Below are 24902 nucleotides of genomic sequence, written 5' to 3'. Positions count from 1 at the left end.
GTCACACCCGTTCCCATGCCGAACACGGAAGTTAAGCTCTCCAGCGCCGATGGTAGTTGGGGGCTCTCCCCCTGTGAGAGTAGGACGTCGCTGGGCAATGAAGGTAACACTCGCTTTAGGGCGGGTGTTTTTTGCGTTTTGGTGAAAAAAAGCCAAAGAAAGGAAAAGGACACTACTGGCTATTGAGCCAGTAATTCTCGAATTGATTATTAAATGAAGGGGAGTAAGACCAGCCAGTATGAGACCTATCCTTTTTCGTTTAACTATGAGCTTATGTATCTTGTATATAAGACAGCTAAAATTCTTTTTATCTTGTCTTTTGTAAAATTGGGCACAAGGACGAAGAACCCTGCATATAGTGAACCATCTAATAAAAATTGTGCTGAGTGAATAAATCTACCTTTTTTCGTTGATACTGTGAATGGAGGTGGAGAAACGATGAAGGGAATGTTAGCATCGAATAAAACGGCAACATTACAAGAATGCTTGATTTGTAAAGAAGAAAAGAGGCAAGGTATTCATTTGTTGGAATATTTTATTTGCAAATCGTGTGAACAAGATATTGTAACGACAGATACAGATGATCAGCGATATGATGACTATTTGTATCAACTTCGAAAAATTAGAGATTCATTGTTTCAAAACAAACGCTCTATTCACTAAAAGAGGAAAAAACTGTTTAGACTGACCTTTGTGGCTCTTTTCCACGTACTCTTAATTGAATAATAAACTGATAGGCTCCTTTCTAAAATTTTACGAAAATAGCCAACTGATAAAAGCAGATAACGAGTTGCATAGGCAATCGGTGTCTGCTTTTTCGTTTAGGTTGGATAATATTGAAGTTACTGCTAGTTAAAAAAAAGGGGAAGGTCTTGTATAATGAGGGAAGTGATAAAAAAGGATGACGATATAGATGGATCAGCAAAGAATACCCTTACTTGAAAAACTTATAGAACATGCAAATAACAAAACAGATTCTTTTCATGTACCTGGGCATAAAAATGGTACTTTATTTCACGAAGAGGGATTATCGACATTTAAAGAGGTTCTTGGGATTGATGTAACAGAGCTTCCAGAGCTGGATGACCTTCACGATCCAGTAGGGGTTATTCGTGAAGCGGAACAGTTGGCAGCTCAGCTTTATGGAGTGGATTCGACTTCTTTTTTAGTGGGAGGTTCAACGGTCGGTAATTTGGCGATGCTGATGGGGACGCTTCATGAGGGAGACGTTGTATTAGTTCAGAGAAATAGTCATCAGTCTATCATCCATGGCCTTGAGTTATCCGGGGCACAACCAGTGTTCCTTGAACCGATTTATGATGATGCAACTGGGTTAGCTTTGGGAATTACTGTTGAAACTGTTAAGCATGCAGTCAATCAATTTCCTTGTGCGAAGGCGTTGGTGCTAACAAATCCAACCTACGAAGGTTATGGTCATTCCATAAAGGATCACGTGCAAATAGCCCATGAGTCAGGGATGCAAGTGCTTGTTGACGAGGCACATGGTGCTCACCTAACTTATGACCACCAAGACTGGCCACAGTCAGCGATACGTGCAGGGGCTGATGTTGTTGTGCAGTCTGCTCACAAAATACTTCCGGCGATGACGATGAGCTCATTTTTACATATGCGAGGGAAGCTGTGTGACTTCGAAGCTATTAAAGGCTACTTAAGGATGCTGCAATCGAGCAGTCCTTCGTATCCTTTAATGGCCTCACTGGATGCAGCAAGAGCTTATTTAGCGTTAGTAACAGCAGGGGAAAGGAAACGGCTCATTGAAGTAAATCAAAAACTGCGAGAACAATTAAATGTCATACCGCAGTGGGAAGTGAGTCCCCAGCGTCTTTGTGGTTTTTTACAAGATCCGTTAAAAATTGCTCTGATGACGCGTTGTGAGGCTTCAGGGTTTGAACTGCAGAAAGCTCTTATTAACGAGTCCAGCATTTATCCGGAGCTCGCGACAGAGACACATGTGCTCCTTACGTTACCTCTTTCAAGCAATGTATTGAATATTGAATCCTTCGTTTCCAGAGTAGCCACTGCTGTTTCTTCGTTTAAACCTCAAGTGGGTGGCATAGTGGGTGTGGGCAAGGTTGAAATCAGAAGAAAACTAACTGAACTGGCGTTTACATATAAACAGATGAAAACAAAAGAAATTCGCTTTATGTCATGGAGGTCGTGCAGTGGCTGGGTGTCAGCTGAGGATATTGTTCCCTATCCACCTGGAATTCCGCTTTTGATGAAAGGAGAACGAATTGAGCCTTTTCATATAGATAAGCTTGAGAAAATGATAAATGCAGGAACTCGATTTCAAACAGGTAGAGAGTGGATTGAGCGAGGCATAAAAGTATATAAATAAATGAGAAATTAGAGGAGTTTTGATTGTGAAAGGGATTTTTATAACTTTTGAAGGTGGCGAAGGTGCAGGGAAAACAACTGTTCTTCATGCGATAAAAGATATACTCGAAAAACAGGGTAAAAGAGTGGTTGCTACAAGAGAGCCAGGCGGCAGTGAGATTGCAGAGAAAATTAGAAGAATTATTTTAAACCCTGACCATACAGAGATGGATGCACGAACGGAGGCCTTGCTCTATGCGGCAGCACGCCGGCAGCATCTCGTGGAAACTGTACTTCCCCAGTTAGAGAACGGGGCGCTCGTTTTGTGTGACCGGTTTATTGACAGCAGCCTAGTCTATCAAGGAGTAGGACGAAGCTTAGGTGTTGATGATGTGCTTAAGATGAATTTATTTGCTACAGCGGGACTCATGCCAGCATTGACGTTGTATTTCGATGTAGATCCGGCAATTGGTCTTGCCCGTATTGAAAAAAATAGTGAGCGAGAATTTAATCGATTAGACAAGGAGAAGCTGGACTTTCACTATCAAGTGAGAGAAGCCTATCAGGCACTAGCTAATAAAGAACCAGAACGTATTAAAACAATTTCTGCCGAAAAAGATATTGAATCGGTGATTGAAAGTACGTGGCAGTTGCTGACAGAATATTTAACAGATAGCCCTGAAAAATCAGAGTAATAAAGGATACAGAACGTTTTATTAACTGTTATAATAAAATAAATAAAGTACAGAGAATGATAAACACTTTACGGTTTCGATGTCTAGCTTCAGGCGCCTTGCGTTTTTCTAATAACGTATTCGGTTTACGAGGGGGAAGGTACAAGTGAAATTAATCGTTGCGGTAGTACAGGATAAGGATAGTAATCGATTGTCGGACGCTTTGGTGGAAAAAAAATATCAGGCGACCAAATTAGCAAGTACAGGCGGTTTTTTAAAAGCTGGTAACACCACTTTTATGATCGGTACCGAGAATGAAAATGTTGAAGAAGTTCTTTCCATTATTAAAGACAATTGCAAGTCGAGAGAACAGCTTGTTGCTCCGATTTCTCCAATGGGTGGAAATGCGGACTCTTATGTACCCTATCCTGTTGAGGTTCAAGTCGGGGGAGCTACGGTGTTTGTCCTTCCTGTTGATGAGTTTGAAAAGTTTTAATAGAGGATGTTCAAATAGTCCGGGAAAAATAGCTGCAGCGACGCGATCTCGGCTCTTTTTGTATTGAACAAGCAATAGTAGAGTTACGGAGGCAAGTCAATGAATTGGGAACAATTGTCTAAAACGCAACCGACCATCACGAAGATGCTCACAAATAGTATCAAGAAGCAGCGCCTCGCTCACGCTTACATGTTTGAAGGAGGGAGAGGAACAGGAAAGCGTCAGGTTGCTTTGCAGCTTGCGAAATCGTTTTTTTGCCCGGATAAGAGTGATGCTGAACCCTGCGGAGTTTGTTCTCATTGTAAGAGAATTGAGTCTGGAAATCACCCTGATGTTCATAGGGTCCGCTCTGAGGGGCAAACCATTAAAGTTGATCAAATACGCGATTTAAAAAAAGAATTTAGTTATCGAGGAATGGAATCGAAAAAAAAAGTTTATCTTGTTGAAGAAGCAGAGAAAATGACCCCTAATGCAGCAAATAGTATCCTAAAATTTCTGGAAGAACCTGACGGAGAATCGATGGCTGTGTTAATGACAACCCAATATCACCGGATGCTAAAAACGATTGTATCTCGGTCACAAGTGCTGTCATTTTCTCCTCTTATGCCGGACAAGCTGGTGAAACAACTTACAGAAGAAGAAATTCCGGAGGTTCAGGCCGTGGTTGCAGCTCAATTGACGTCTGATCTAGAGGAAGCTAAAGAGTTATGCGGGGATAATTGGATTGCACAGGCTAGAACCAAAGTGATACAATTAATAGATGAAGTTTCTAAGCGTCCGAGGTACGCATTTTTGATTCTTCAGGGTGGCTGGCTGGACTTTTTTAAAGAAAAAGACGAGATGCAAACCGGTCTTGATCTTTTGATGATTTGGTACCGAGACGTCATCCGCATGCAATTGGATCAGCAGAATCAACTTGTCTATTTTGACCAGGAAGAAAGGTTAAAAGAGGAAGGGTTGAAGCTTTCCCAAAGCAAGCTGGGAAAAAACCTGAAAGCAATCCTTAATGCTAAGCGCCGTCTCGATGCGAATACGAGTCCTCAGCTAGTAATGGAGCAATTGCTCCTTCGGTTACAGGAGGGATAACGTGCATCATGTAGTAGGTGTTCGATTTAAAAAAGCGGGGAAAATCTATTACTTTTCTCCCGGAGATATAGATATACAGCTAGACGATTATGTGATTGTAGAAACGGCAAGAGGAATTGAATTTGGTAAAGCAGTGATTGCTCCTAAGGAAGTTGACGAAAAAGACGTCGTTCTTCCATTAAAGAGCGTTCTTCGTCTTGCTACTGATAAGGACAAGCTTGTTGTTCAGGAAAATCGCGATGAAGCGCAAAAAGCATTCGATGTGTGCTTTACGAAAATTGACGATCACAAGTTGGATATGAAGCTTGTAGATGTGGAATATACGTTTGATCGGAATAAAATCCTTTTTTATTTTACCGCTGACGGTCGTATTGATTTTAGAGAGCTTGTTAAGGATTTAGCTTCCATATTTCGCACACGCATCGAGCTTCGTCAAATCGGTGTAAGAGATGAGGCGAAAATGCTCGGAGGTGTGGGGCCTTGTGGGCGTATGCTCTGTTGTTCTACGTTTTTAGGCGATTTTGAACCTGTGTCGATTAAAATGGCGAAGGATCAAAACTTATCACTAAATCCGACAAAGATTTCCGGATTGTGTGGACGTCTTATGTGTTGTTTGAAATATGAAAACGATATGTATGAAAGCGCCAAGAAAGATTTACCGGATATAAATGAAGAAATTAAAACAAGCTATGGTAAAGGGAAAGTAGTTGGATTGAACATGCTCGAGCGTCTTGTTCAAGTTGAATTGTTCGAAGCTCAGCGTGTCGTAGAATACACCTTGGATGAACTCATGAAAGAAGGAGCAATCGCCAACGAAACCACGAATTAATGAGGTGTGGGACTCGTGAATAAAAAAGAAATTTTTGCACGCGTGAGCCATATGGAAGAACGCATCGGCGGTCTGCATCATGAACTAGGGGAATTAAAGGAGCAATTGGCTTTATTGCTCGAGGAGAATCACCATTTGGCCATTGAGAATGATCATTTAAGAGAACGGATGGACAAGAATTCTGAAGAGCAATCCGAACAGGATAAAGAAGTATCGAAGTCTAATTCGACCGCAAAGCAGAAGAAAGAGACTGTGTTTGGTGAAGGGTATGATAACCTTGCCCGTCTTTATCAAGAAGGCTTCCACATTTGTAATTTACATTATGGAAGCATCCGTAAAGAAGGAGACTGTTTGTTTTGTCTGTCGTTTCTTAACAAAAAATAATCGTTAAAGCGTATTTTAAAGTCTTTCCGTCTCATTTTCGGAAAGACTTTTTTTCCATCGAAAATGATAAGGTAACAACGAGAGTAAAGGGGGAACGCTTATGTGTAAGATGAAAGAGGAAAGAGTCGATTTTTTACCAGGGACAAACTTATCGATATATCAGCGCAAAGATGTTTTTTCGTTTTCAACAGATGCCGTTTTGCTTTCAAAGTTCACGAGTACACCGAAACGTGGTGGAAAAGTGATTGACCTATGCGCTGGAAACGGGGCGATCCCTCTTATGCTGACGGGGAGGACCGATGCGGCTATTGAGGCTGTAGAGATACAAAAAACCTTAGCTGAACTTGCTGTACGAAATATTGAAAACAATCATCTTGAAAAGCAAATACGGGTCATTAATAAAGATATTATGGCTTTAGAGGATGAAGTAACATGGGGGCGGTATGACGTGGTCACTTGCAATCCACCTTATTTCCCCATGACGGTTAATGAAAAAGATCGAAATGCTAATTTGAAAATTTCTCTTGCCAGGCATGAAGTGGCTTGTACGTTAGATGATGTGGTACGAATATCTTCACGTCTTGTTAAATATCGTGGAAAAGTAGCTCTCGTTCACCGACCAGAACGGATTGGGGATATTATGGCAGCATTAAGGAAGTATCAGCTGGAGCCAAAGCGGATACAGTACGTGTACCCTAAACGAGACAAAGAAGCGAACATGGTTTTAATCGAAGGTATGAAAAATGGAAGCCCGGGAGTGAAAACTCTTTTTCCGATTGTCGTTTATGGAAATGATGGTTTTTATACAAAGGAGTTTAAACGACATTATGAGTCTTGGTAATCATTATGTATACATTTTAGAGTGTAAGGGCGGAACGTACTATACCGGTTATACAACGGATGTTGAGCATCGAATGAAAGCTCATGAATCAGGCACTGGTGCAAAGTACACAAGAAGCCGGGGACCTTTTCAACTTTTGTATGAAAAGCATTATTCGACAAAGATGGAAGCGATGAAAGCTGAGTATCAGATTAAACAATTGACTAGACAACAAAAACGAGTACTTATTGCTCGTCAAAGAGGTGTTGAAACTGTTTATCCAAAAGAGCTTTAAACCAACAGACGATAAAGGGTGTCTCTTTTTAGTACCGACGCCAATAGGAAATTTAGATGATATGACGTATCGTGCGATCACAGTCTTAAAAGAAGCTAATCTCATCGCAGCAGAAGACACACGAAACACAAAAAAACTATGTCATGTTTTTGAGATTGATACCCCTTTGATTAGCTATCATGAACATAACATAAAAGAACGAGAAGAGCTCCTAATCGACAAGCTTTTGTCCGGAGAAACCGTCGCTCTGGTGAGTGATGCAGGTATGCCAGCTATCTCTGATCCAGGTCAGGAGCTAGTTGCTCGCTGTGTTGAAGAACAATTGCCTGTTGTCCCTTTACCGGGAGCCAACGCAGGACTTACAGGACTCATTGCTTCAGGATTGTCGACAGATGGATTTACTTTTGTCGGATTTTTGAACAGAAAAAAGAAAATCAAGCGAGAAACATTGGAGAATTGGCGAACGCATCCATCTTCGCTCATTTTTTATGAGTCTCCTCACCGTGTGGTTGCTACATTATCAGAAATGCTAGAGGTCTTGGGGAATCGCCGAGTAGTGTTAAGCCGGGAACTCACAAAGAAGCATGAAGAATTTCTTAGAGGATCGATTGAGGAATTAATCCGTTATTGTGGAGAAAACCCGCTCAAAGGTGAGTGTGTTTTACTTGTCGAAGGAGCAAGTGCAGAAACAATTCAGGAAGATATACAGGAAAGTCAGTGGTGGACAGGTCTTGATGTTTCAGCTCACGTGGAGGGCTACGTGAACGAGGGGCAGTCTTCAAAAGAGGCGATTAAACAAACAGCGAAAGACCGCGGGATGAGTAAACGAGAAGTCTATCAAATTTATCATGTAGGCGAGTAAGAAAAAGGCAAGCAATGAAGGCTGGACATACATATCATAAGAAAAACCGCGTCAGCTCGGATGTTTTAAAGTATCAAGGATGCTTTTCCTTTGAGAAGAGTGGTGTGAAGGTAGCTGTCATTTTATAAATTCTTACCTTAAAAAAAAGAAGCCTGAAACAACTAGGTTCAGGCTTTTATAATAAAGATATTACTTACTTGCTCTGCTTTTCAAGGTAGTTTTGAAGCTCGCTAATGATCTCTTGAGCTCCTTGTGGGCTTAAGATGATTTTACCATCTGCAAGTGATAGATTATCATCAGATACCTCACCAGTAAGTTGGCAAGTCATGTTAGGCTTGTACTTTTTCAAGACAATGCGATCATCGTCAACATAGATCTCCAATGCATCTTTTTCAGCAATATCCAATGTACGACGGAGTTCGATTGGAATAACTACGCGTCCTAGTTCATCGACCTTTCTTACAATACCAGTTGATTTCATGAATCATTCTCCTCCCATAAAGAAAAATTCTTTCTATTCGCATTTGAGAATAGTCAAACTTCGACAAAATCTTTCAAGATTAGAATACCAACTCTTCCAAAAGAAGTCAATAAAAAACGTTTAATTCCAAAGTTTTTATCATTATTATAGATTTACTTCAACCTGCTGAATTCACTAGAATCCTTTATATATCAGTATATAGATAGTATCAGTGATGAATTTGGATGAATCACTGATTGATAGATTTTAAAAGATTAGTAAACAATTTGAAGAAAAAACTAAACGCTTTTGTACTAATCGACATAAAATTCGACAAGAGCTTCCTGTTTCTGTCGGTATTTTACGGCAAATGGAAAAGAAAAGTTTCTCAGATTTGTATGTTACAGTTAGCCGGTTCTAAAACTAACGGCTGTCTACAGGTCAATCAAAACAAAAGCTAACCACCTCACATTTCTTATTTAATCATTCGTAAAGTGTAATAGTCTGCGTTCTCGGTGTCTAGCGCTAGAAAAGCATTACATTCGGTGTGACCTGATGGTCGTATACCCTTATTGGAGAAAATTTACACCTACCGGGGAAAGAAATCTATTTAATTTAGCTTCTGTTCAGATAAAGGGAAAAATCAATGAACGTTTAGAGATCTACTGGGATGTTCATACTTTTAATGAAAAGCTCGATCATTTAGCATGAGTTGGCGTGGACAAAAGTAGTAAAATCCCCCTTTGTAAAAAGGGATGACCTACCTTGACACAATAGGTGCCATTCGGTATATTTTGAAGTACGTAATAGGAAGATATACAATGACGAACGATTATAGTTAATTCCGATGAACGGATGAGTAAAAAGGAATATCCATAACAGAGAGCCGAGATGCTGAAAACCGGTATGGAGGGTACTTTTGAAGATGGTCCAGTGAGGAAATCTGCTTTCGAGTGACGCCCATGGTGCGACATAAGGGAGCAACGTATGCCGGCGTTATCGGCTCAAGTTTTCAGCAGGTGAGCTGTTGTAACTTGGTGAGCCCTGAATCTGCGAGGATCAGGGGAATGTGGGTGGTACCACGTGAGTGTAATGCTCTCGTCCCAAACGATGGGGCGGGAGTTTTTATTATGGAAAAATGGCCCTTTTAACAGAAAAAGGAGGAAGATACGATGACAAAAGAAAACAAGACGTTTTACCTTACGACACCGATTTATTATCCGAGTGGAAAACTTCATATCGGTCATGCTTACACAACAGTGGCAGGAGATGCGATGGCTCGTTATAAGCGACTTAGAGGGTACGACGTAAGATTTTTAACAGGAACCGATGAGCATGGGCAAAAGATTGAGCGTAAAGCTGAAGAAAAGGGAGTGACACCGCAGCAGTTTGTTGATGATGCAGTTGTTGGGATCCGCGACTTGTGGGGCAAACTCGACATTTCATATGATGATTTCATTCGGACGACAGAAACCAGACACAAAAAGGTCGTTGAAAAGATTTTTGATCAGCTTTTAGAGCAGGGTGACATTTACCTTGATGAATACGAGGGGCTCTATTGTACCCCTTGTGAGTCGTTCTTCACAGAGCGTCAAGCGGAAGGTGGAAACTGCCCTGATTGCAGCCGTCCGGTTGAGAAGGTCAGTGAAGAGTCATACTTCTTTAGAATGAGTAAATATGCGGACCGCCTGCTTAAGTATTACGAAGAAAACCCTGAATTCATTCAGCCTGAATCCCGGAAAAAAGAGATGATCAATAACTTTATCAAACCGGGACTTGAAGATTTGGCGGTTTCAAGAACATCCGTAAATTGGGGGGTAAGAGTAAACAAAAATCCAAAACATGTCGTGTATATTTGGATTGATGCGCTCTCAAACTATATTACCTCTCTTGGATACGGAAGTGAAGACGAGCAAAACTATCAAAAATACTGGCCAGCTGATGTGCATCTCGTAGGGAAAGAAATTGTTCGTTTCCATACGATTTACTGGCCGATCATGTTAATGGCGTTAGATTTACCATTGCCGAAAAAAGTTTTCGGGCACGGCTGGCTGTTAATGAAAGACGGAAAAATGTCGAAATCGAAAGGAAACGTTGTCGACCCTGTGCCATTAATTGACCGTTACGGCTTGGATGCACTACGTTACTATTTACTGCGCGAAGTTCCATTTGGCTCGGACGGCGTATTTACACCAGAAGGGTTCGTTGAGCGTGTCAATTACGATTTAGCCAACGACTTAGGCAACTTGTTAAATCGTACCGTTGCGATGATTAATAAATATTTTGACGGAGAAATTCCAAACTATGTGAAGGATGCTACGCCGTATGACAGACCGTTAGTTGAACTTGTCGATGCGACTGTGGAAAAAGTGGAAGCGTCTATGGAGGAAATGGAATTTTCCGTTGCCCTTACAGCGATTTGGCAGCTCGTCAGCCGTACAAATAAATATATTGATGAAACACAACCGTGGTTGCTAGCAAAAGATGAAGAAGCGAGCGAACAGCTTGGCTCTGTAATGTATCATTTAGCAGAATCTTTACGGACGATTTCAATTATGATTCAGCCATTTATGACCAAGACACCAGAAAAAATTTGGACTCAGCTTGGTGTGGTTGAGGAGCAAACGCGCTGGGAAAGTCTTCACCAATTTGGTCAGCTGAAAAACGGCTCCAAAATCGTGAAGAAGGGAGAACCTTTATTCCCTCGTTTAGATGTGAAAGATGAGGTCGCGCATATTGTTGAATCGATGGGCGGCACGGTGCTTACTGAAGAGGAACAAAAGAAAGACGCAGAAAAGCAAGAAAATGATGTACCAGAAGTAGATGAAATTACGATTGATGACTTCACGAAAGTAGACTTACGTGTAGCGGAAGTGGTTGAAGCTGAACCTGTGAAAAAAGCCGATAAACTCCTCAAGCTGCAGTTGGATTTAGGTTATGAAAAGCGCCAAGTGGTTTCTGGAATTGCCAAGCACTATCAGCCAGAAGAGCTTGTCGGTAAAAAAGTCATTTGTGTGACGAACCTGAAGCCGGTGAAGCTTCGAGGTGAACTTTCCCAAGGGATGATCCTAGCCGGTTCTAAAGAAAAAGAATTAAAACTTGCAACGATAGATCAATCATTGCCAAATGGTTCTCAAGTAAAATAAAGGTGTTTCATGAGGGTGTCTCAATAGGTTTTCTTTAGACCTTTTGAGTCGACCTCATTTTTTCTAGAACAATCTTTACGAAAACAGCCTGAGTAAGTAGGGGGTACATCATGTTATTTGACACACATGTCCATTTAAATGCGGACCAATTTGAAGAAGATATTGACGAGGTTATTAGCCGTGCCCGAGTAGCAGGCGTAGAAGAAATGGTTGTCGTCGGGTTTGATGAAAAAACGATAAATAAAGCGATGGAACTTATCGAGAAGTATGAGTTCCTTTATGCAGCAGTAGGGTGGCACCCAGTGGATGCGGTTGATATGAAAGAAGAGCATTTGGAATGGATTGCAGAGCTCTCCAAACACCCTAAAGTAGTGGCTATAGGAGAAATGGGGCTCGATTACCATTGGGATAAGTCGCCGAAAGACGTACAAAAGGATGTTTTTCGCAGGCAAATTCGTTTAGCTAAAAAGCTTCAAATGCCGATTATTATCCATGACAGAGATGCACATCATGACATCGTTGACATTTTAAAAGAAGAAAATGCACAAGAAATCGGTGGAATTATGCATTGTTTTGGAGGAGATTTGGCCATTGCCAAAGAATGTTTAGAGATGAACTTTCATATATCATTTGGAGGCCCTGTTACATTTAAAAATGCGAAAACACCAAAAGAAGTCGCTGCACAGGTACCGCTAGATCGCCTGCTTATTGAAACAGACTGTCCGTTTCTTGCCCCCCACCCTTTTCGCGGTAAACGAAATGAGCCAGCCCATGTCCAACTTGTTGCTGAAAAACTTGCCGAGATAAAAGAGGTAAGTTATGACGAATTAACCGAGAAAACACGAGAAAATGCAAAAAAACTTTTTAGCATTAATTGACAAGTTTTTCTGTCGTAAGCTGCGGGAGCTTGTCTAAGAAAAGGACGAGGAACTAAGGTTCTACATGACTTCTTCCGACCATAGTGTAATTTTGTCGAAAGATACTACTTTCTTTTTTTGTCCGTGTCGATGATAATACTAAGAAATGGTTCTTAAAATAATAATTGACAAGGTAGGTGGAGAGGGGTAAAATGTGGAAACTGAAGGAGGCGTTCTTACTATGATTGATAAGGTGAAGCAGCTATTTTCCAGTTTTATTACGGGGAAAAAGCTAGCCGTATCCGGCGTCGGCCTTACTCTAGTGCTAGGTATACTTGTTTTCACAATCTATGAAATTACGAAAACAAACGTGACGATTATGGCAGAAGAGGAAGTTATTTCTACCTCTACACATGCCGGCACTGTTGGAGAGGCTTTAGAAGAACAAGGGATAGATGTAGGCTTTCATGATGACATTGAACCTTCACTTGAAACAGAGCTAACCGATGAATTAGACATAACAGTGATACATGCAAATCAAATACTTATGCTAGTCGATGGCGAACAGAGTGCCGTCTGGACAACGGCGGAAAATGTTGAAGAACTTTTGAATGAGTATGATATTGAAGTTGGAGAACACGATTTACTAGAACCACCTTTGGAAACGAGACTTACTTCAGATACGTCGATTGTTTATGAACCGGCATTTGAAATTACAGTTCAAAGTGATGGAGAAGAAGAACGTATCTGGACGACTTCGACGACTGTCGCTGACTTTTTAGAGAGAGAGAGCATTACGTTAAACGAATTGGATCGAGTTGAACCAGGAGCCGATGAACGTTTAAATGAAGCTACTGATGTAATAGTAACCCGCGTAGAAAAAGTCACCGATGTTGTGGAAGAGACCGTTGATTTTGCAACGGTATCACAAAATGATTCCTCCTTAGAACAAGGCAACGAAGAGATTCTTCAAAGTGGTAAGGATGGAAAGATTGAAAAGCATTATGAAGTGATAATTGAAGATGGAGAGGAAGTCTCTCGTGAACTAGTACAGGAAGAAGTAGTAGAAGAGAGTGAGGATCAAATTTTAGCAGTAGGGACAAAAGCTCCTGTGACTGAAACGACGACCACATCTCGTAGTGCATCTTCACCTAACTCCAGCTCTTCTTCTGACTCCAACTCCTCATCTGGTTCTAGTTCTTCATCTGACGGCGGAAGTTGGGTAAGCTATACAGCAACAGCTTATTCGGCGAACTGTGCAGGGTGTTCCGGGGTTACAGCAACCGGTATTAATCTGAAAGAAAACCCGGATGCAAACGTCATTGCCGTGGACCCAAGCGTCATCCCTTTAGGTTCGAGAGTTGAAGTGAAAGGGTATGGCACGTTTTTAGCTGCTGATACGGGTGGAGCGATAAGTGGAAAGAAAATTGATATCTTTATGCCGAATGGAGCCGGATCCTTTGGTAGAAAAAACGTTGAAGTTCGCGTGTTAGAATAAGGCTGTTGTCGAAAACGTGAGGAAAGAGCCAAGATAAAACCAAAAAATGATATAATTCAGGCACAGAGATCTCTCTGTGCCTTTTTATGAATTCCATTTGAGGGCACGGAGAATGGATAATGAATGGGTACGGAGGTATCGTGTGAAAATAAATGAGATTATTGTCGTTGAAGGTAAAGAAGACACAAAAGCGTTACACCGGATTGCTGATTGCGATACGATTGAAACGAATGGTTCAGCTGTGAATGAAGAAACGTTAAATAAAGTGCGGCTTGCTTTAGAAAGGCGCGGCGTGATTATTTTTACAGACCCTGACTACCCGGGAGAGAAGATCCGTAAAACGATTGATCGTGCTGTCCCAGGGTGCAAGCATGCCTTTTTACCAAGAGAACAAGCGATTGATCGAAAAAAAGGAAAAATTGGCGTGGAGCATGCCTCAAATGAAGATCTCATCCTTGCTCTTGGAAATATCCGGACACCAGGTATGGAAGCTAGGGAAGAAATATCAAAGGATGATCTGCTATATGCAGGCCTGATTGCAGGACCTGATTCGAAACAGCGAAGAGAAGCAATCGGTCAGTATTTAAAAATCGGGTATGCAAACGGCAAGCAACTCCATAAGCGATTAATTCAATTTCGGATTTCCAAGGCAGAGTTTATTGAGGCCTTAGAATCCATTACAAGGAAAGAAGAGTGACTTATGAACAAAGATATTGCAACACCAAAGCGGACGAAAGACATCCTACAAGCGCATGGGTTTTCTTTTAAGAAAAGTTTGGGACAGAACTTTCTTATTGATACGAATGTTCTCCGGAAGATTGTAGATGCAGCAAATGTTACAGAGGAGACAGCCGCAATCGAAGTAGGCCCTGGAATCGGTGCATTGACAGAACAGCTTGCAAAACGGGCTAAATCAGTAACTGCATTAGAAATTGATCAACGGTTGCTTCCGATATTAAGTGACACACTTGCTGATTACCATCATGTGAACGTCATTCATCAAGATGTACTTAAAGCGGACTTGCACGAAATGATCTCCGAACGCTTTGAAAAAGAAGAGGACTTAGTTGTTGTTGCGAACTTGCCTTATTACGTAACCACTCCGATTTTGATGAAGCTTCTTGAAGAAAAGCTTCCGTTAAGAGCGATTGTTGTGATGATTCAAAAAGAAGTAGCCGAACGAATTGCAGCCAAACCGGGATCAAAGGATTACGGTTCGTTATCGATCGCCTGTCAGTACTACGCTGTGGCCGAGACGGTGTTAACAGTGCCGAAGACGGTTTTTGTTCCTCAACCGAATGTTGACTCTGCGGTTTTACGTTTATCACTGAGGTCAGCCCCACCCGTTGAAGTGAAAGATGAAGCTTTTTTCTTTGAAATGGTGAGGGCAGCTTTTACTCAGCGGAGAAAGACGTTACTTAACAACCTAGTTCAACACTTTAATGCGAAAAAAGAGAAGACAAATGTTGAAGAGAAGTGTTTAGAAGCTGGAATTGATCCAAAACGACGTGGAGAATCGTTGTCTATGGAGGAATTTGCTCGATTGAGTGACATTTTTGTAATGAAATACGGTCGTGAACTTGGGAAATAACATGAACATCGGCACTGATACGCCTTCCCTCGCATAGTTTATCGTGTGAGGAGGCGTTTGTCATGTCAGTGATAAAGGAAGGCCAGATCGTAGGGAGGACATCGTATCAATGTGATATTCTTTTTCGAGTTGTTTCACTGGAGGGAAAGGTCGCTGAGCTTCGTGGAGAAGAAATGCGCCTAATAGCAGATGCTCCCATCGATGACCTTGTCGTTTTAGAAGAGTCGGAACGAAAAAAACATCAGAAAAAATTTAAAGAGAAAGAAGAAAGCTGCTACCAGTTATTTCGTCAAGACCGAAAGCTCAATCGTGAACAATCAGAGTATGAAATTACGTCAGGATACACGGAAAAGCAATCCTTTTTTGAACTGCCTGGCAGAATCCTTCATATTGATGGTGATCCGGTTTACTTAAAAAAATGTACAGCTGTTTACGATCGACTTGGCGTTCCTGTGTACGGGGTCCATCTTCCTGAGAAAGAAATGCCGCTTCAAGTTGCTTCCCTAATTGAGATGGTTCGTCCAGAAGTTTTAGTCGTCACAGGGCACGACGCGTATATGAAAAATAAAGGTCACAAAAATGAAATGAAAGCCTATCGTAATTCAAAATACTTTGTAGATACTGTAAAAGAGGCTCGAAAAATTGTTCCCTACATGGACCACTTGGCAATATTTGCAGGGGCATGTCAATCTTATTTTCAATCGATATTGCGTGCTGGTGCAAATTTTGCAAGCTCGCCTGAAAGAATTAACATTCATGCCCTTGACCCTGTCTATCTCGTTGCAAAAGTAAGTCTCACTCCTTTTATGGAGCGAGTAGCGCTTTGGGATGTGTTGAAACACACCTTAGCAGGGGAAAAGGGCCTCGGGGGGATTGAAAGTAGAGGAACTTTAAGACGAGGAATTCCAGTGGAACAGGAAGAAATTGAAGAGTAATAATGGAGAGGTCGCCGCAATAGGTTACTATTTAACCTATTGCGGCGACCTCTTTTTAAGAGTATGGAAAGGATAAAATCTCTGAGTTTTTCAGGCTCGAATGATCGCAGAGAAGAAAAACATCATTTGCGTCCCGCTATTGATTATATGAAGGAGTAAACGGGTTTACATAAAAATGAGCAGTTATGCACAAACTTATGTTAATAACATTTCCAGGGCAGAACCCGGACTGAAAATAAAGGAGTGAGCCCCTGGAAAATATTATATTGACATACACCATGAGCATTGTTATAATTTAAATTTTATTTAATTTGACAAAATTGTCGAATGGTGTTATTGTATATACAGTGAGGTGTAGTGAATGGGAAAAACGCTGATTGAAATTAAACGTACATTAGATGCAAATGTCGGGAAACGAGTTACGATTAAAGCAAATGGCGGAAGAAGGAAAACGGTCGAACGTTCCGGTCTTTTAGAGGGAACTTATCCTGCAGTGTTTATCATTAAGCTGGACCAGGATGCTAATGCTTTTGAACGTGTATCTTATAGCTATACAGATGTACTAACTGACACAGTCCAACTCTCTCTTCCAGAAGAAGAAACTACAACTGAATCTGTTTAAAAGACGAAGCCTTTTCTAAAAGGCTCACCACCACGCGATTATTCAAAAAAACACCTAAGGAATTAATCTTAGGTTCTTTTTTGGATAATCGTTTTTTATTTAAAGTTGAATGAATTTCATAATTCTGAGCCCAGGCATCTCAACGGTTCTAAGACATGAAAAAAGAAGCCCCTCCCCAAATGTCGAATTTTGTGAGTGATCAAACGAAATGAAATGGGAGGAAACCGTCTATTTAGCACCCTACGTAGTTGGCCGAAACCTGCGAGACTCCTGCGGAAAAACGTGTCAGCCAAGACCGCGCAGGGCGGTTTTCCCCGAGGAGGCTTGGCGGTTCGCCCGCGGAAAGCGAGCAGATGCAGGCCAACGGAGCTGAAATTTTGAAGTAGTGATGATAGTGATTCAGTTAAGTATAAAAATCCACGTTTCGATGTCTAGCTCCTGGCGCCATCGTCTCGTGTCAAATAACTTGCCCGATTAAAAGTGAAAAGCACATTTTATCGGACAGAACATTTGCATGTCGTCGAAAAGCGATAGCGTCTCTTTTTCTGGGCATGATAAAAATGTCGCAGCAATGGAGAGGGAGTGTTGCCGATGGGCAGAAGAAGACGAGGGGTTATGTCAGAATCACTGAAAGAAGAGCTGGCAAAAGAGCTCGGCTTTTATGACACTGTTCAACGTGAAGGATGGGGCGGCATTCGCTCACGAGATGCTGGAAACATGGTAAAGCGTGCTGTGGAGCTTGCTGAACAGCAGCTTGCTAGGCAAAACCAACACAAACAATAAAAATCATTGCAGCGACGAGGAGCCGGAGTTATTCACTTCGGCTTCTTTATCGTCTGGTCTAAAAGTGAGTGGTAAATAGGAGCCAATGAAGATACGACAGCTCGTTATACTTTTACCTCGCCCAAACTGGTACCACTCATAAACTAATGGTAAAATAACGAAAGCAGTAAGTACGGTTAAATAAAAGTAGGTGGATAAGGTGGAACGGATTATTAAAGCGCCAGCAAAGATAAATTTGACATTAGATGTCCTACATAAGCGGCAGGATGGCTATCATGAAGTAGAAATGATTATGACGACGGTTGATTTGGCAGACAGAATTCACTTAACTTTGAAAGATGATAATAAGATCTTTATTGAAGTGGATAAAGGCTTTGTTCCAAGTAATGACCAGAATCTCGCTTATCAAGCTGCGAAATTGTTGAAAGATCGTTTCAAAGTTCAGACCGGTGTGCACATTTTTATTGAAAAAAATATCCCTGTTTCAGCAGGATTAGCAGGGGGAAGCACTGATGCGGCTGCCACGTTAAGGGGCCTAAACGACCTTTGGAACTTGAATCTCTCACTTGATGCATTGGCTGAATTAGGGGCGGAGATTGGTTCAGACGTTCCATTCTGTGTTTATGGCGGAACAGCTATTGCTAGAGGAAGAGGAGAAAAACTCGAACATCTTTCTTCTCCTCCTTCATGCTGGGTAGTGTTAGTAAAGCCTCCTTTAGGTGTATCGACGAAGGATATTTATGAAAAGCTAACCTTAAGTGAGATGAAACACCCTGATACGGGAAAAGTTGTCCAAGCGATTTTTAACCGGGATTTTCACACGATCTGTAACGGCTTAGCAAATGTGATGGAAGAAGTAACGTTCCATTTATATCCACAAGTACGCCACTTAAAAGAACGAATATGGAGCTTTGGCGCGGACGGTGTACTAATGAGTGGAAGCGGCCCGACAGTGTACGCTCTCGTTCAAAATCAATCCCGAGCTGAGCGGATATACAATGGATTAAAGGGTTTTGTTGACCAAGTACATGTTGTTCGGATTTTAGGATCAAGACATAAGGTATAAGTTATACTTGGATTTGTAAAATACGTATGAAAATGTTATATTGATATTTAAATATTCGGTTTTCGTGCGGAGGTACAAGATGAAGTATCGTAGAAGTGGCCGCCTGGTGGACATGACCCATTATTTGATGGGTAATCCTCACCGGCAAGTGCCTTTAACTTATTTTTCAGAGCGGTATCAATCGGCAAAGTCATCCATTAGCGAGGATTTAACGATTGTAAAAGAAATGTTTGAAGCCAAAAAAATTGGTACGTTGGAAACAGCTGCAGGGGCAACTGGTGGTGTGATCTTTATTCCAGCTGTTGATACTGACCAAGCTAAGGAAACGCTTTCGAAGCTTTGTGAACGGCTAGAGGACCCGGAAAGAGTATTACCTGGTGGATACTTATATATGATGGATATTATAGGTGATCCGGCACTTATTCATGTATTAGGGAGGATTTTTGCCTCTCATTACCGTGATGTTCAAGTGGACGCAGTTATGACGATGGCTACAAAAGGGATCCCGTTAGCCTACTCTGTGGCAGGCCAATTGAATGTGCCGGTAAGCATCGTCCGTCATGAGCATCGGATAACGGAAGGTTCAATAGTCAGTATCAACTACGTTTCTGGTTCGAAAAAAAGAATTCAAACGATGTCTCTAGCAAGAAGGAGTCTAAAGCCACAGTCGAACGTTCTCATCATTGATGACTTTATGAAAGCAGGAGGGACGATTCGTGGCATGATGGACCTCGTAAAAGAGTTTCAATCGAACGTAGCCGGTATCGGAGTTCTCACAGAAGCTGTTCATGAGGAAGAGTCATTAGTAGAGGACTATGTTTCATTAACAAAGCTGTCCCAGGTTGATGAAAAAGGTAAAAACATTAAAGTAGAAATCGGTAACATTTTTTAACAATAATCTCCGTTAAGTCGGTAAAAAAGCTAAGAACCATTTTCGAATTGGGCTTGGCTTTTTTCAGTTTAGATTGAAGCAGGTAAAAACAATCTGATCCCCACCACCTACGCTATTAGTTTGTTTTATAATTTTCTTAAGAAAATAGAAGGAATTTTCCTACATATGTTGAATTTATTAATCAAGAAACTATCAAATGGAAAAAGGTGGTGACAGATATGGAAGTAACAGACGTGAGACTACGCCGTGTGAACACGGAGGGTCGTATGCTGGCAATCGCATCTATTACCATCGATGATGAATTTGTTGTTCATGACATTCGTGTAATCGACGGCAATAACGGTATGTTTGTAGCAATGCCAAGCAAGCGTACTCCAGACGGCGAATTTAGAGACATCGCACATCCGATCTCTTCTCGTACAAGAGAAAAGATTCAATCAGCGGTTCTCACTGAGTATGAGCGTGCTGGAAATGAAGAAGTTGAATATGAGGAGGCAGGTGCTTCCTAGTTTGGTAACCCGGCCAAAATGGTCGGGTTATTTCATTTTAGAGGAGGTTCAAAAGTGCGGGAATCATAGGCTGCGAATCTCATCGTCACGTCGCTCCTCAAGTCCTCACGTTGATTCTAAAGTTAGCTAAAAATTGGACACGTAAAATGAGGAAACAGTTCGTAAAATGTTGCTGCTTTATTTAGAAGATGATGGAAAGTCTGAAATTCTACCAAGCTTCCTTGAAATATCGCTAGTTTTAAGATATATTCATTAGTGGAAAACGCACCCTGGAGGTATTTTATGAGCAAACGGTTCGCGGTCATTTTAGCCGCTGGTAAAGGTACACGAATGAAGTCTGATTTGTATAAAGTACTGCATCCTGTATGCGGTAAAGCTATGGTTCAACATGTGGTTGATCAGCTGCAAGGTTGTAACATTGAAAAAACGATTGCCGTGACGGGACATGGAGCAGAACTTGTTAAAGAACGACTAGGGACAGAAGTGGAGTATGTTTTGCAAGAGGAACAACTCGGGACAGGTCATGCCGTCATGCAAGCAGACGCTTTACTTGCCGGTGAAAAAGGAACAACCGTTGTGTTGTGCGGCGATACACCGCTCATTACACAAAATACCATTGATGCACTGCTTGAATATCATGAAACGCAAGGTGCTAAGGTCACTGTATTAACTGCAAAAGCTGATGACCCGACAGGTTACGGTCGTGTAATAAGAGATGAAAACGATGCCGTTAAACGAATTGTCGAGCACAAAGACGCGAATACTGAGGAACGTTACGTTCAAGAAATAAATACAGCCACGTATTGTTTTGATAATGAAGCCTTATTTGAAGCATTAACCCACGTTAATAATGATAATGTTCAAGGTGAATATTATTTACCAGACGTGATTGAGATTTTGCAAAAACAAGGTGAAGCCATTGCGGCGTATCAAACTGCAGACTTTAATGAAACAATGGGTGTGAATGATCGTGTAGCATTAAGTCGCGCAGAAAAAGAAATGCAGCAACGAATAAATGAACAACATATGAGAAATGGTGTTAGTTTTATTGATTCAGATTCCACTTACATCGAAAGTGACGTTAAAATTGGAAAAGACACAGTTGTTTATCCAGGCGTGGTACTGCAAGGTGAAACGTCTATTGGTAACTATTGTGTTATCGGGCCTCATACTGAAATGAAAAATAGCACCATTAACGATGAAACAACGGTCAAACAGTCTGTCGTCCATAACAGCCAAGTCGGCAAGCGGGTTTCGATCGGGCCATTTTCTCACATTCGCCCGCAATCTGACATTTCTGATGATGTCCGGATCGGAAATTTTGTTGAGGTTAAGAAAACGAAAATGGGTAATAAAAGTAAAGCGTCACACCTTAGTTATTTAGGAGACGCGGAGATCGGGGCAGAAGTGAATGTAGGTTGTGGTTCGATTACTGTCAATTACGATGGGAAAAATAAGCACCTTACAAAAATTGAAGATGGCGCATTCATTGGTTGTAATTCCAATTTGATCGCACCAGTGAATGTAGGGGCAGGCGCTTATGTAGCTGCTGGGTCTACGATTACAGAGGATGTTCCAGGTGAAGCTCTAGCCATTGCACGGGAGCGTCAGACGAATAAAGAGAAATACGCGAGCAAGATCAACAAAAAGTAAAATGCTGCTCTAGGTCATAGAAATGAAAAACCAATTATGAATGTATGGAGGTAAGTGCAATAATGGCTCAGTACGGCGATGGAAAACTTAAAGTATTTACACTAAACTCAAACCCGGAACTTGCACATGAAATTACAAAACACATCGGAATTGAAATGGGAAAGAGTTCGGTTTCGCGTTTCAGCGATGGGGAGATCCAAATCAACATTGAAGAAAGTATTCGTGGCTGTGACACATATGTGATTCAGTCCACATCTTCACCAGCAAACGAACACATTATGGAATTGCTGATTATGATTGATGCGTTAAAACGTGCATCTGCAAAAACGATTAATGTGGTGATGCCTTATTACGGATATGCACGTCAAGACCGCAAAGCTCGTTCAAGAGAGCCGATTACTGCAAAATTGGTTGCAAACCTTCTTGAAACTGCAGGGGCAACGAGAGTGATTGCATTAGACTTGCACGCGACACAAATTCAGGGCTTCTTTGATATTCCTGTTGACCAACTTGTAGGTGTTCCTATCTTAGCAGACTATTTTGACAGTAAAAACTTTGAGGATACTGTCATCGTTTCACCTGACCACGGTGGTGTAATTCGTGCAAGAAAAATGGCTGATCGACTGAAAGCTCCCATTGCGATTATTGATAAACGTCGTCCAAAGCCTAACGTTGCTGAAGTGATGAACATTGTCGGTAATGTAGAAGGTAAGACAGCCATTATCATTGATGATATTATTGATACAGCGGGTACGATGACACTTGCTGCGAACGCATTAGTTGAAAATGGAGCGACAGAAGTGTACGCTTGTTGTACACACCCAGTTTTATCTGGTCCTGCAATGGAACGTATTGAAAACTCTAAAATCAAAGAGCTTGTTGTCACGAATACAATCAACCTTCCTGAAGAGAAGAAAACAGGAAAAGTGACGACGTTATCTGTTGGAGAGTTGATGGCTAAAGCGATTATCCACGTACATGAGCAACGCTCTGTAAGTAAGCTCTTCGATTAAGTATTAGCGCCTGTGAAGACGAAACATCTGAGAAAGAACAGCAATTAGGACCAAGTGTTGGTTTCAAATCATTCAAAATTGGGAAAACAAATATAGGTGTGTGTGTTCATAGCAGAGGATTACAAAAGCCTGCAAAGTGTACAACCATCTACTGAAAAGGATGAGGTGACTAGACATGGAAACAGTATTGCGAGCAGTAGACCGAAAGGATTTACGAGGTTCAAGACTCAATAAAATTCGTCATCAAGGAGGCATTCCGGCCATTCTTTACGGTAAGGAAATCGAATCTACTCCGGTTACAGTAGAAGAGATTGAGTTTGTTAAAACATATCGTGAAGTTGGAAAAACAGGCGTTTTTAAACTTGATAAAGACGGTAAAAAGTATGATGTGATGATTTATGATATGCAAGTGGATCGTATGAAAAATGAATTCGTTCATTTGGATTTCTATGCCGTTGATATGAAGAGTGAATTGGATGCTGATATTCCCGTTCACCTTAATGGTGAAGCAAATGGTGCAAAACAAGGTGGTGTCGTTCAATTAGCGGTTTACGAGCTTTCTGTACGAGCACTTCCAAGTGACCTGCCAGATTCGATTCAACTTGACGTGAGTGATTTAGAAATTAATGATTCTATTCAAGTTAAGGACATTAAAGGGCTTGGAAACTATGAGTTCAATAACGATCCTGAAGAGGTCGTTGTTTCTGTGCTACCTCCAACTGAAGAGCCAGAAGAACCGGAAGTTGGTGGCCGTGAAGAAGGCGGCGAGCCGGAGCTTGTGGGAAGTGACGATGAAAGCGAAGAGTCTAAAGAGTAACAGAATACTTGTAAAAGGGAGGTATAACCAAAACGGTTATGCCTCTTTTCACCTTGCATTCAAGGGTGAAATCAGCTCGTTAAGTTGTCATGGCGTAAAAGCAAAAAGGGGGGGTTCAGATGTTTTTAAAGAAGTGGTTTAATCGTTCTGCAGATGAAGAAAGAGAGGAAGTAGCTATGAAACTCATCGTTGGGTTAGGAAACCCCGGCTCCAAATATGATGGCACGAGGCACAATGTCGGCTTTGAAGTGATTGATCAATGCCAAAGTAAGTTTACTATCGAGTTAAATCAAAGTAAATTTAAGGGAGCCTTTGGTTTTTCAAGAGTAGGAGAAGAGAAGCTTTTTTTATTGAAACCGTTAACTTATATGAACTTATCTGGTGAATCAGTTGTACCTTTAATGAAATATTATAAAATCGATATTGATGATTTGCTTGTCGTATATGATGACTTAGACTTAGTTCCTGGAAAAATCCGCCTTCGCCAAAAAGGGGGAGCGGGTGGTCACAATGGCATCAAGTCTCTAATTCAAAATCTTGGCACAGATCAATTTAAACGGATTCGTGTGGGGGTCGGTAGACCAGATCAAGGACAGGCAGTTACTGATCACGTTCTTGGCAGGTATGCACCTGATGAGCGAAAATTAGTCGATGAAGCTGTAGAAAAAGCTGCAAAAGCATGTGAAGCATGGACTAAGTTACCTTTTGACCGGGTAATGAACGAGTATAATAAGTAAAGGGTCTCAAACATATTTACGAAAACACGTAAGTAAAAAGTTTATTGTATCAAAATAATAAGTGAGACGAATAGTGAATATTATCCCTGCTTATACTAGTAATGCAATGACTTGCATAGGCTAAGAGGAGGATATACATGGCTATTCATTATCAATGCCGTCACTGTAGAACAAAGCTCGGGTCACTGAGTGACAGGGCAGCTGACAGTGAGCAACTAGGCTTTCATTCTTTAACAGAGGATGAACAACATAAGATGATACGCTATGATACAAAGGGAGATATTCATGTTGACGTTATATGTGAAGATTGTGAGCAAACGTTAGCAGAAAATCCTGATTATCATCAATACGAATCATTTCTTCAATAAAAAGATTATGAAATAAAGCTTTGGCTTCTCGCCAAAGCGTTTTTCAATGTTTATTATCACCCCATAAATAGGGTATTCTATAATATAAGCGGGCGGCTAACAAGTCCGGGAAAAATAGCTAACGTTTAAAAGCTAAAAGCAACAGTATTTTAGAAAACAGCGTTGAGATAAG

27 protein-coding genes and 1 rRNA gene are annotated in these 24902 nt (G+C 41.2%); 27 read left to right on the top strand and 1 reads right to left on the bottom strand.

The genetic code is table 11. The annotated features are described in order from the left end of the window. From rrf to rsmI, 11 genes are all read left to right on the top strand, one after another. Positions 1-96: ribosomal RNA gene (gene rrf / locus CDZ94_RS20960) — 5S ribosomal RNA — on the top strand; the annotation flags it as partial. Between the two features lie 342 nt (positions 97-438). Continuing rightward, a complete protein-coding gene (locus tag CDZ94_RS20955) occupies positions 439-663 on the top strand; it encodes a sigma factor G inhibitor Gin (protein WP_232735671.1) in 225 nt (74 codons plus the stop codon). A gap of 250 nt (positions 664-913) precedes the next feature. After that, positions 914-2359 (top strand): aminotransferase class I/II-fold pyridoxal phosphate-dependent enzyme, encoded by a 1446-nt coding sequence (locus tag CDZ94_RS20950; RefSeq protein WP_096441180.1) that lies wholly within the window; start codon positions 914-916, stop codon positions 2357-2359. 25 nt (positions 2360-2384) lie between these two features. Beyond that, entirely contained in the window at positions 2385-3032 is a 648-nt protein-coding gene (gene tmk / locus CDZ94_RS20945; protein ID WP_096441178.1) for a dTMP kinase, read from the top strand. A gap of 145 nt (positions 3033-3177) precedes the next feature. Beyond that, positions 3178-3507 carry a cyclic-di-AMP receptor gene (locus CDZ94_RS20940; RefSeq protein WP_096441176.1) on the top strand — a complete coding sequence of 110 codons (330 nt, stop codon included), beginning with the start codon at positions 3178-3180 and terminating at the stop codon, positions 3505-3507. Between the two features lie 99 nt (positions 3508-3606). Beyond that, positions 3607-4593, top strand: coding sequence for a DNA polymerase III subunit delta' (holB, locus tag CDZ94_RS20935; protein WP_096441174.1), 987 nt, complete (start codon positions 3607-3609; stop codon positions 4591-4593). A 1-nt stretch (position 4594) separates the two neighbouring features. Next, a complete protein-coding gene (locus tag CDZ94_RS20930; RefSeq protein WP_096441172.1) occupies positions 4595-5422 on the top strand; it encodes a PSP1 domain-containing protein in 828 nt (275 codons plus the stop codon). A gap of 15 nt (positions 5423-5437) precedes the next feature. After that, positions 5438-5806 carry a DNA replication initiation control protein YabA gene (gene yabA / locus CDZ94_RS20925; RefSeq protein WP_157812072.1) on the top strand — a complete coding sequence of 123 codons (369 nt, stop codon included), beginning with the start codon at positions 5438-5440 and terminating at the stop codon, positions 5804-5806. Between the two features lie 100 nt (positions 5807-5906). Continuing rightward, positions 5907-6647: a tRNA1(Val) (adenine(37)-N6)-methyltransferase gene (locus CDZ94_RS20920; RefSeq protein WP_096441170.1), complete on the top strand. Its 741-nt coding sequence runs from the start codon at positions 5907-5909 to the stop codon at positions 6645-6647. Beyond that, the gene (locus CDZ94_RS20915) at positions 6634-6921 is read left to right on the top strand and encodes a GIY-YIG nuclease family protein (protein ID WP_096441168.1); all 288 of its coding nucleotides are present in this window, start codon (positions 6634-6636) and stop codon (positions 6919-6921) included. The genes CDZ94_RS20920 and CDZ94_RS20915 overlap by 14 nt, the downstream gene beginning before the upstream one ends. Beyond that, entirely contained in the window at positions 6893-7783 is an 891-nt protein-coding gene (gene rsmI / locus CDZ94_RS20910; protein ID WP_321196060.1) for a 16S rRNA (cytidine(1402)-2'-O)-methyltransferase, read from the top strand. The genes CDZ94_RS20915 and rsmI overlap by 29 nt, the downstream gene beginning before the upstream one ends. Before the next feature lie 193 nt (positions 7784-7976). Here rsmI and CDZ94_RS20905 read toward each other — a convergent pair whose 3' ends face one another. Beyond that, positions 7977-8264, bottom strand: a complete 288-nt coding sequence (locus CDZ94_RS20905; RefSeq protein WP_096441166.1) for a transition state genes transcriptional regulator AbrB — start codon at positions 8262-8264, stop codon at positions 7977-7979. A gap of 1151 nt (positions 8265-9415) precedes the next feature. Between CDZ94_RS20905 and metG the strand changes: the two genes are divergently transcribed. The 16 genes from metG (at position 9416) to fin (ending at position 24730) form a co-directional block, all read left to right on the top strand. Continuing rightward, positions 9416-11389, top strand: a complete 1974-nt coding sequence (gene metG, locus CDZ94_RS20895; RefSeq protein ID WP_096441162.1) for a methionine--tRNA ligase — start codon at positions 9416-9418, stop codon at positions 11387-11389. A gap of 110 nt (positions 11390-11499) precedes the next feature. After that, entirely contained in the window at positions 11500-12267 is a 768-nt protein-coding gene (locus CDZ94_RS20890; protein ID WP_096441160.1) for a TatD family hydrolase, read from the top strand. Between the two features lie 220 nt (positions 12268-12487). After that, complete coding sequence (locus tag CDZ94_RS20885) at positions 12488-13744, top strand: G5 and 3D domain-containing protein (protein WP_096441158.1); 1257 nt, start codon at positions 12488-12490, stop codon at positions 13742-13744. A 112-nt stretch (positions 13745-13856) separates the two neighbouring features. After that, complete coding sequence (gene rnmV, locus CDZ94_RS20880; RefSeq protein WP_096441156.1) at positions 13857-14441, top strand: ribonuclease M5; 585 nt, start codon at positions 13857-13859, stop codon at positions 14439-14441. Between the two features lie 3 nt (positions 14442-14444). After that, positions 14445-15335 (top strand): 16S rRNA (adenine(1518)-N(6)/adenine(1519)-N(6))-dimethyltransferase RsmA, encoded by an 891-nt coding sequence (gene rsmA, locus CDZ94_RS20875; RefSeq protein WP_096441154.1) that lies wholly within the window; start codon positions 14445-14447, stop codon positions 15333-15335. A 62-nt stretch (positions 15336-15397) separates the two neighbouring features. Further along, positions 15398-16270, top strand: coding sequence for a sporulation peptidase YabG (yabG, locus tag CDZ94_RS20870; RefSeq protein ID WP_096441152.1), 873 nt, complete (start codon positions 15398-15400; stop codon positions 16268-16270). 361 nt (positions 16271-16631) lie between these two features. After that, complete coding sequence (veg, locus tag CDZ94_RS20865; RefSeq protein ID WP_096441150.1) at positions 16632-16892, top strand: biofilm formation stimulator Veg; 261 nt, start codon at positions 16632-16634, stop codon at positions 16890-16892. Positions 16893-17483: 591 nt separating this feature from the next. Continuing rightward, positions 17484-17675: a small, acid-soluble spore protein, alpha/beta type gene (locus CDZ94_RS20860; protein ID WP_096441148.1), complete on the top strand. Its 192-nt coding sequence runs from the start codon at positions 17484-17486 to the stop codon at positions 17673-17675. A 190-nt stretch (positions 17676-17865) separates the two neighbouring features. Further along, positions 17866-18741, top strand: coding sequence for a 4-(cytidine 5'-diphospho)-2-C-methyl-D-erythritol kinase (gene ispE, locus CDZ94_RS20855; protein WP_321196059.1), 876 nt, complete (start codon positions 17866-17868; stop codon positions 18739-18741). A 79-nt stretch (positions 18742-18820) separates the two neighbouring features. Continuing rightward, complete coding sequence (purR, locus tag CDZ94_RS20850; RefSeq protein ID WP_096441144.1) at positions 18821-19633, top strand: pur operon repressor; 813 nt, start codon at positions 18821-18823, stop codon at positions 19631-19633. A 218-nt stretch (positions 19634-19851) separates the two neighbouring features. Next, positions 19852-20142 (top strand): septation regulator SpoVG, encoded by a 291-nt coding sequence (gene spoVG / locus CDZ94_RS20845; RefSeq protein WP_096441142.1) that lies wholly within the window; start codon positions 19852-19854, stop codon positions 20140-20142. Positions 20143-20424: 282 nt separating this feature from the next. Beyond that, positions 20425-21795: a bifunctional UDP-N-acetylglucosamine diphosphorylase/glucosamine-1-phosphate N-acetyltransferase GlmU gene (gene glmU / locus CDZ94_RS20840; protein ID WP_096441140.1), complete on the top strand. Its 1371-nt coding sequence runs from the start codon at positions 20425-20427 to the stop codon at positions 21793-21795. A gap of 59 nt (positions 21796-21854) precedes the next feature. Then, a complete protein-coding gene (locus CDZ94_RS20835; RefSeq protein WP_096441188.1) occupies positions 21855-22808 on the top strand; it encodes a ribose-phosphate diphosphokinase in 954 nt (317 codons plus the stop codon). 175 nt (positions 22809-22983) lie between these two features. Then, complete coding sequence (locus CDZ94_RS20830; RefSeq protein WP_096441138.1) at positions 22984-23625, top strand: 50S ribosomal protein L25/general stress protein Ctc; 642 nt, start codon at positions 22984-22986, stop codon at positions 23623-23625. 176 nt (positions 23626-23801) lie between these two features. Then, on the top strand, positions 23802-24362 hold the full coding sequence (pth, locus tag CDZ94_RS20825; RefSeq protein WP_096441186.1) for an aminoacyl-tRNA hydrolase: 561 nt from the start codon (positions 23802-23804) through the stop codon (positions 24360-24362). A 137-nt stretch (positions 24363-24499) separates the two neighbouring features. Next, positions 24500-24730: an anti-sigma-F factor Fin gene (fin, locus tag CDZ94_RS20820; protein ID WP_096441136.1), complete on the top strand. Its 231-nt coding sequence runs from the start codon at positions 24500-24502 to the stop codon at positions 24728-24730. Positions 24731-24902 lie beyond the last annotated feature (172 nt).

This window comes from Alteribacter populi, from assembly GCF_002352765.1.
Classification (GTDB): Bacteria; Bacillota; Bacilli; order Bacillales; family Salisediminibacteriaceae; genus Alteribacter; species Alteribacter populi.
Note: the sequence above shows the minus strand (reverse complement) of the source record. Positions and strands in the feature narration are given on the sequence as shown.

Coding starts and splice junctions, on each gene's coding strand:
- CDZ94_RS20955 (WP_232735671.1), top strand. CDS start 439: ATGAAGGGAATGTTAGCATCGAATAAAACGGCAACATTACAAGAATGC.
- CDZ94_RS20950 (WP_096441180.1), top strand. CDS start 914: ATGGATCAGCAAAGAATACCCTTACTTGAAAAACTTATAGAACATGCA.
- holB (WP_096441174.1), top strand. CDS start 3,607: ATGAATTGGGAACAATTGTCTAAAACGCAACCGACCATCACGAAGATG.
- CDZ94_RS20920 (WP_096441170.1), top strand. CDS start 5,907: ATGTGTAAGATGAAAGAGGAAAGAGTCGATTTTTTACCAGGGACAAAC.
- CDZ94_RS20915 (WP_096441168.1), top strand. CDS start 6,634: ATGAGTCTTGGTAATCATTATGTATACATTTTAGAGTGTAAGGGCGGA.
- CDZ94_RS20905 (WP_096441166.1), bottom strand. CDS start 8,264: ATGAAATCAACTGGTATTGTAAGAAAGGTCGATGAACTAGGACGCGTA.
- metG (WP_096441162.1), top strand. CDS start 9,416: ATGACAAAAGAAAACAAGACGTTTTACCTTACGACACCGATTTATTAT.
- CDZ94_RS20890 (WP_096441160.1), top strand. CDS start 11,500: ATGTTATTTGACACACATGTCCATTTAAATGCGGACCAATTTGAAGAA.
- CDZ94_RS20885 (WP_096441158.1), top strand. CDS start 12,488: ATGATTGATAAGGTGAAGCAGCTATTTTCCAGTTTTATTACGGGGAAA.
- rnmV (WP_096441156.1), top strand. CDS start 13,857: ATGGATAATGAATGGGTACGGAGGTATCGTGTGAAAATAAATGAGATT.
- rsmA (WP_096441154.1), top strand. CDS start 14,445: ATGAACAAAGATATTGCAACACCAAAGCGGACGAAAGACATCCTACAA.
- yabG (WP_096441152.1), top strand. CDS start 15,398: ATGTCAGTGATAAAGGAAGGCCAGATCGTAGGGAGGACATCGTATCAA.
- veg (WP_096441150.1), top strand. CDS start 16,632: ATGGGAAAAACGCTGATTGAAATTAAACGTACATTAGATGCAAATGTC.
- CDZ94_RS20860 (WP_096441148.1), top strand. CDS start 17,484: ATGGGCAGAAGAAGACGAGGGGTTATGTCAGAATCACTGAAAGAAGAG.
- purR (WP_096441144.1), top strand. CDS start 18,821: ATGAAGTATCGTAGAAGTGGCCGCCTGGTGGACATGACCCATTATTTG.
- spoVG (WP_096441142.1), top strand. CDS start 19,852: ATGGAAGTAACAGACGTGAGACTACGCCGTGTGAACACGGAGGGTCGT.
- glmU (WP_096441140.1), top strand. CDS start 20,425: ATGAGCAAACGGTTCGCGGTCATTTTAGCCGCTGGTAAAGGTACACGA.
- CDZ94_RS20830 (WP_096441138.1), top strand. CDS start 22,984: ATGGAAACAGTATTGCGAGCAGTAGACCGAAAGGATTTACGAGGTTCA.
- pth (WP_096441186.1), top strand. CDS start 23,802: ATGAAACTCATCGTTGGGTTAGGAAACCCCGGCTCCAAATATGATGGC.
- fin (WP_096441136.1), top strand. CDS start 24,500: ATGGCTATTCATTATCAATGCCGTCACTGTAGAACAAAGCTCGGGTCA.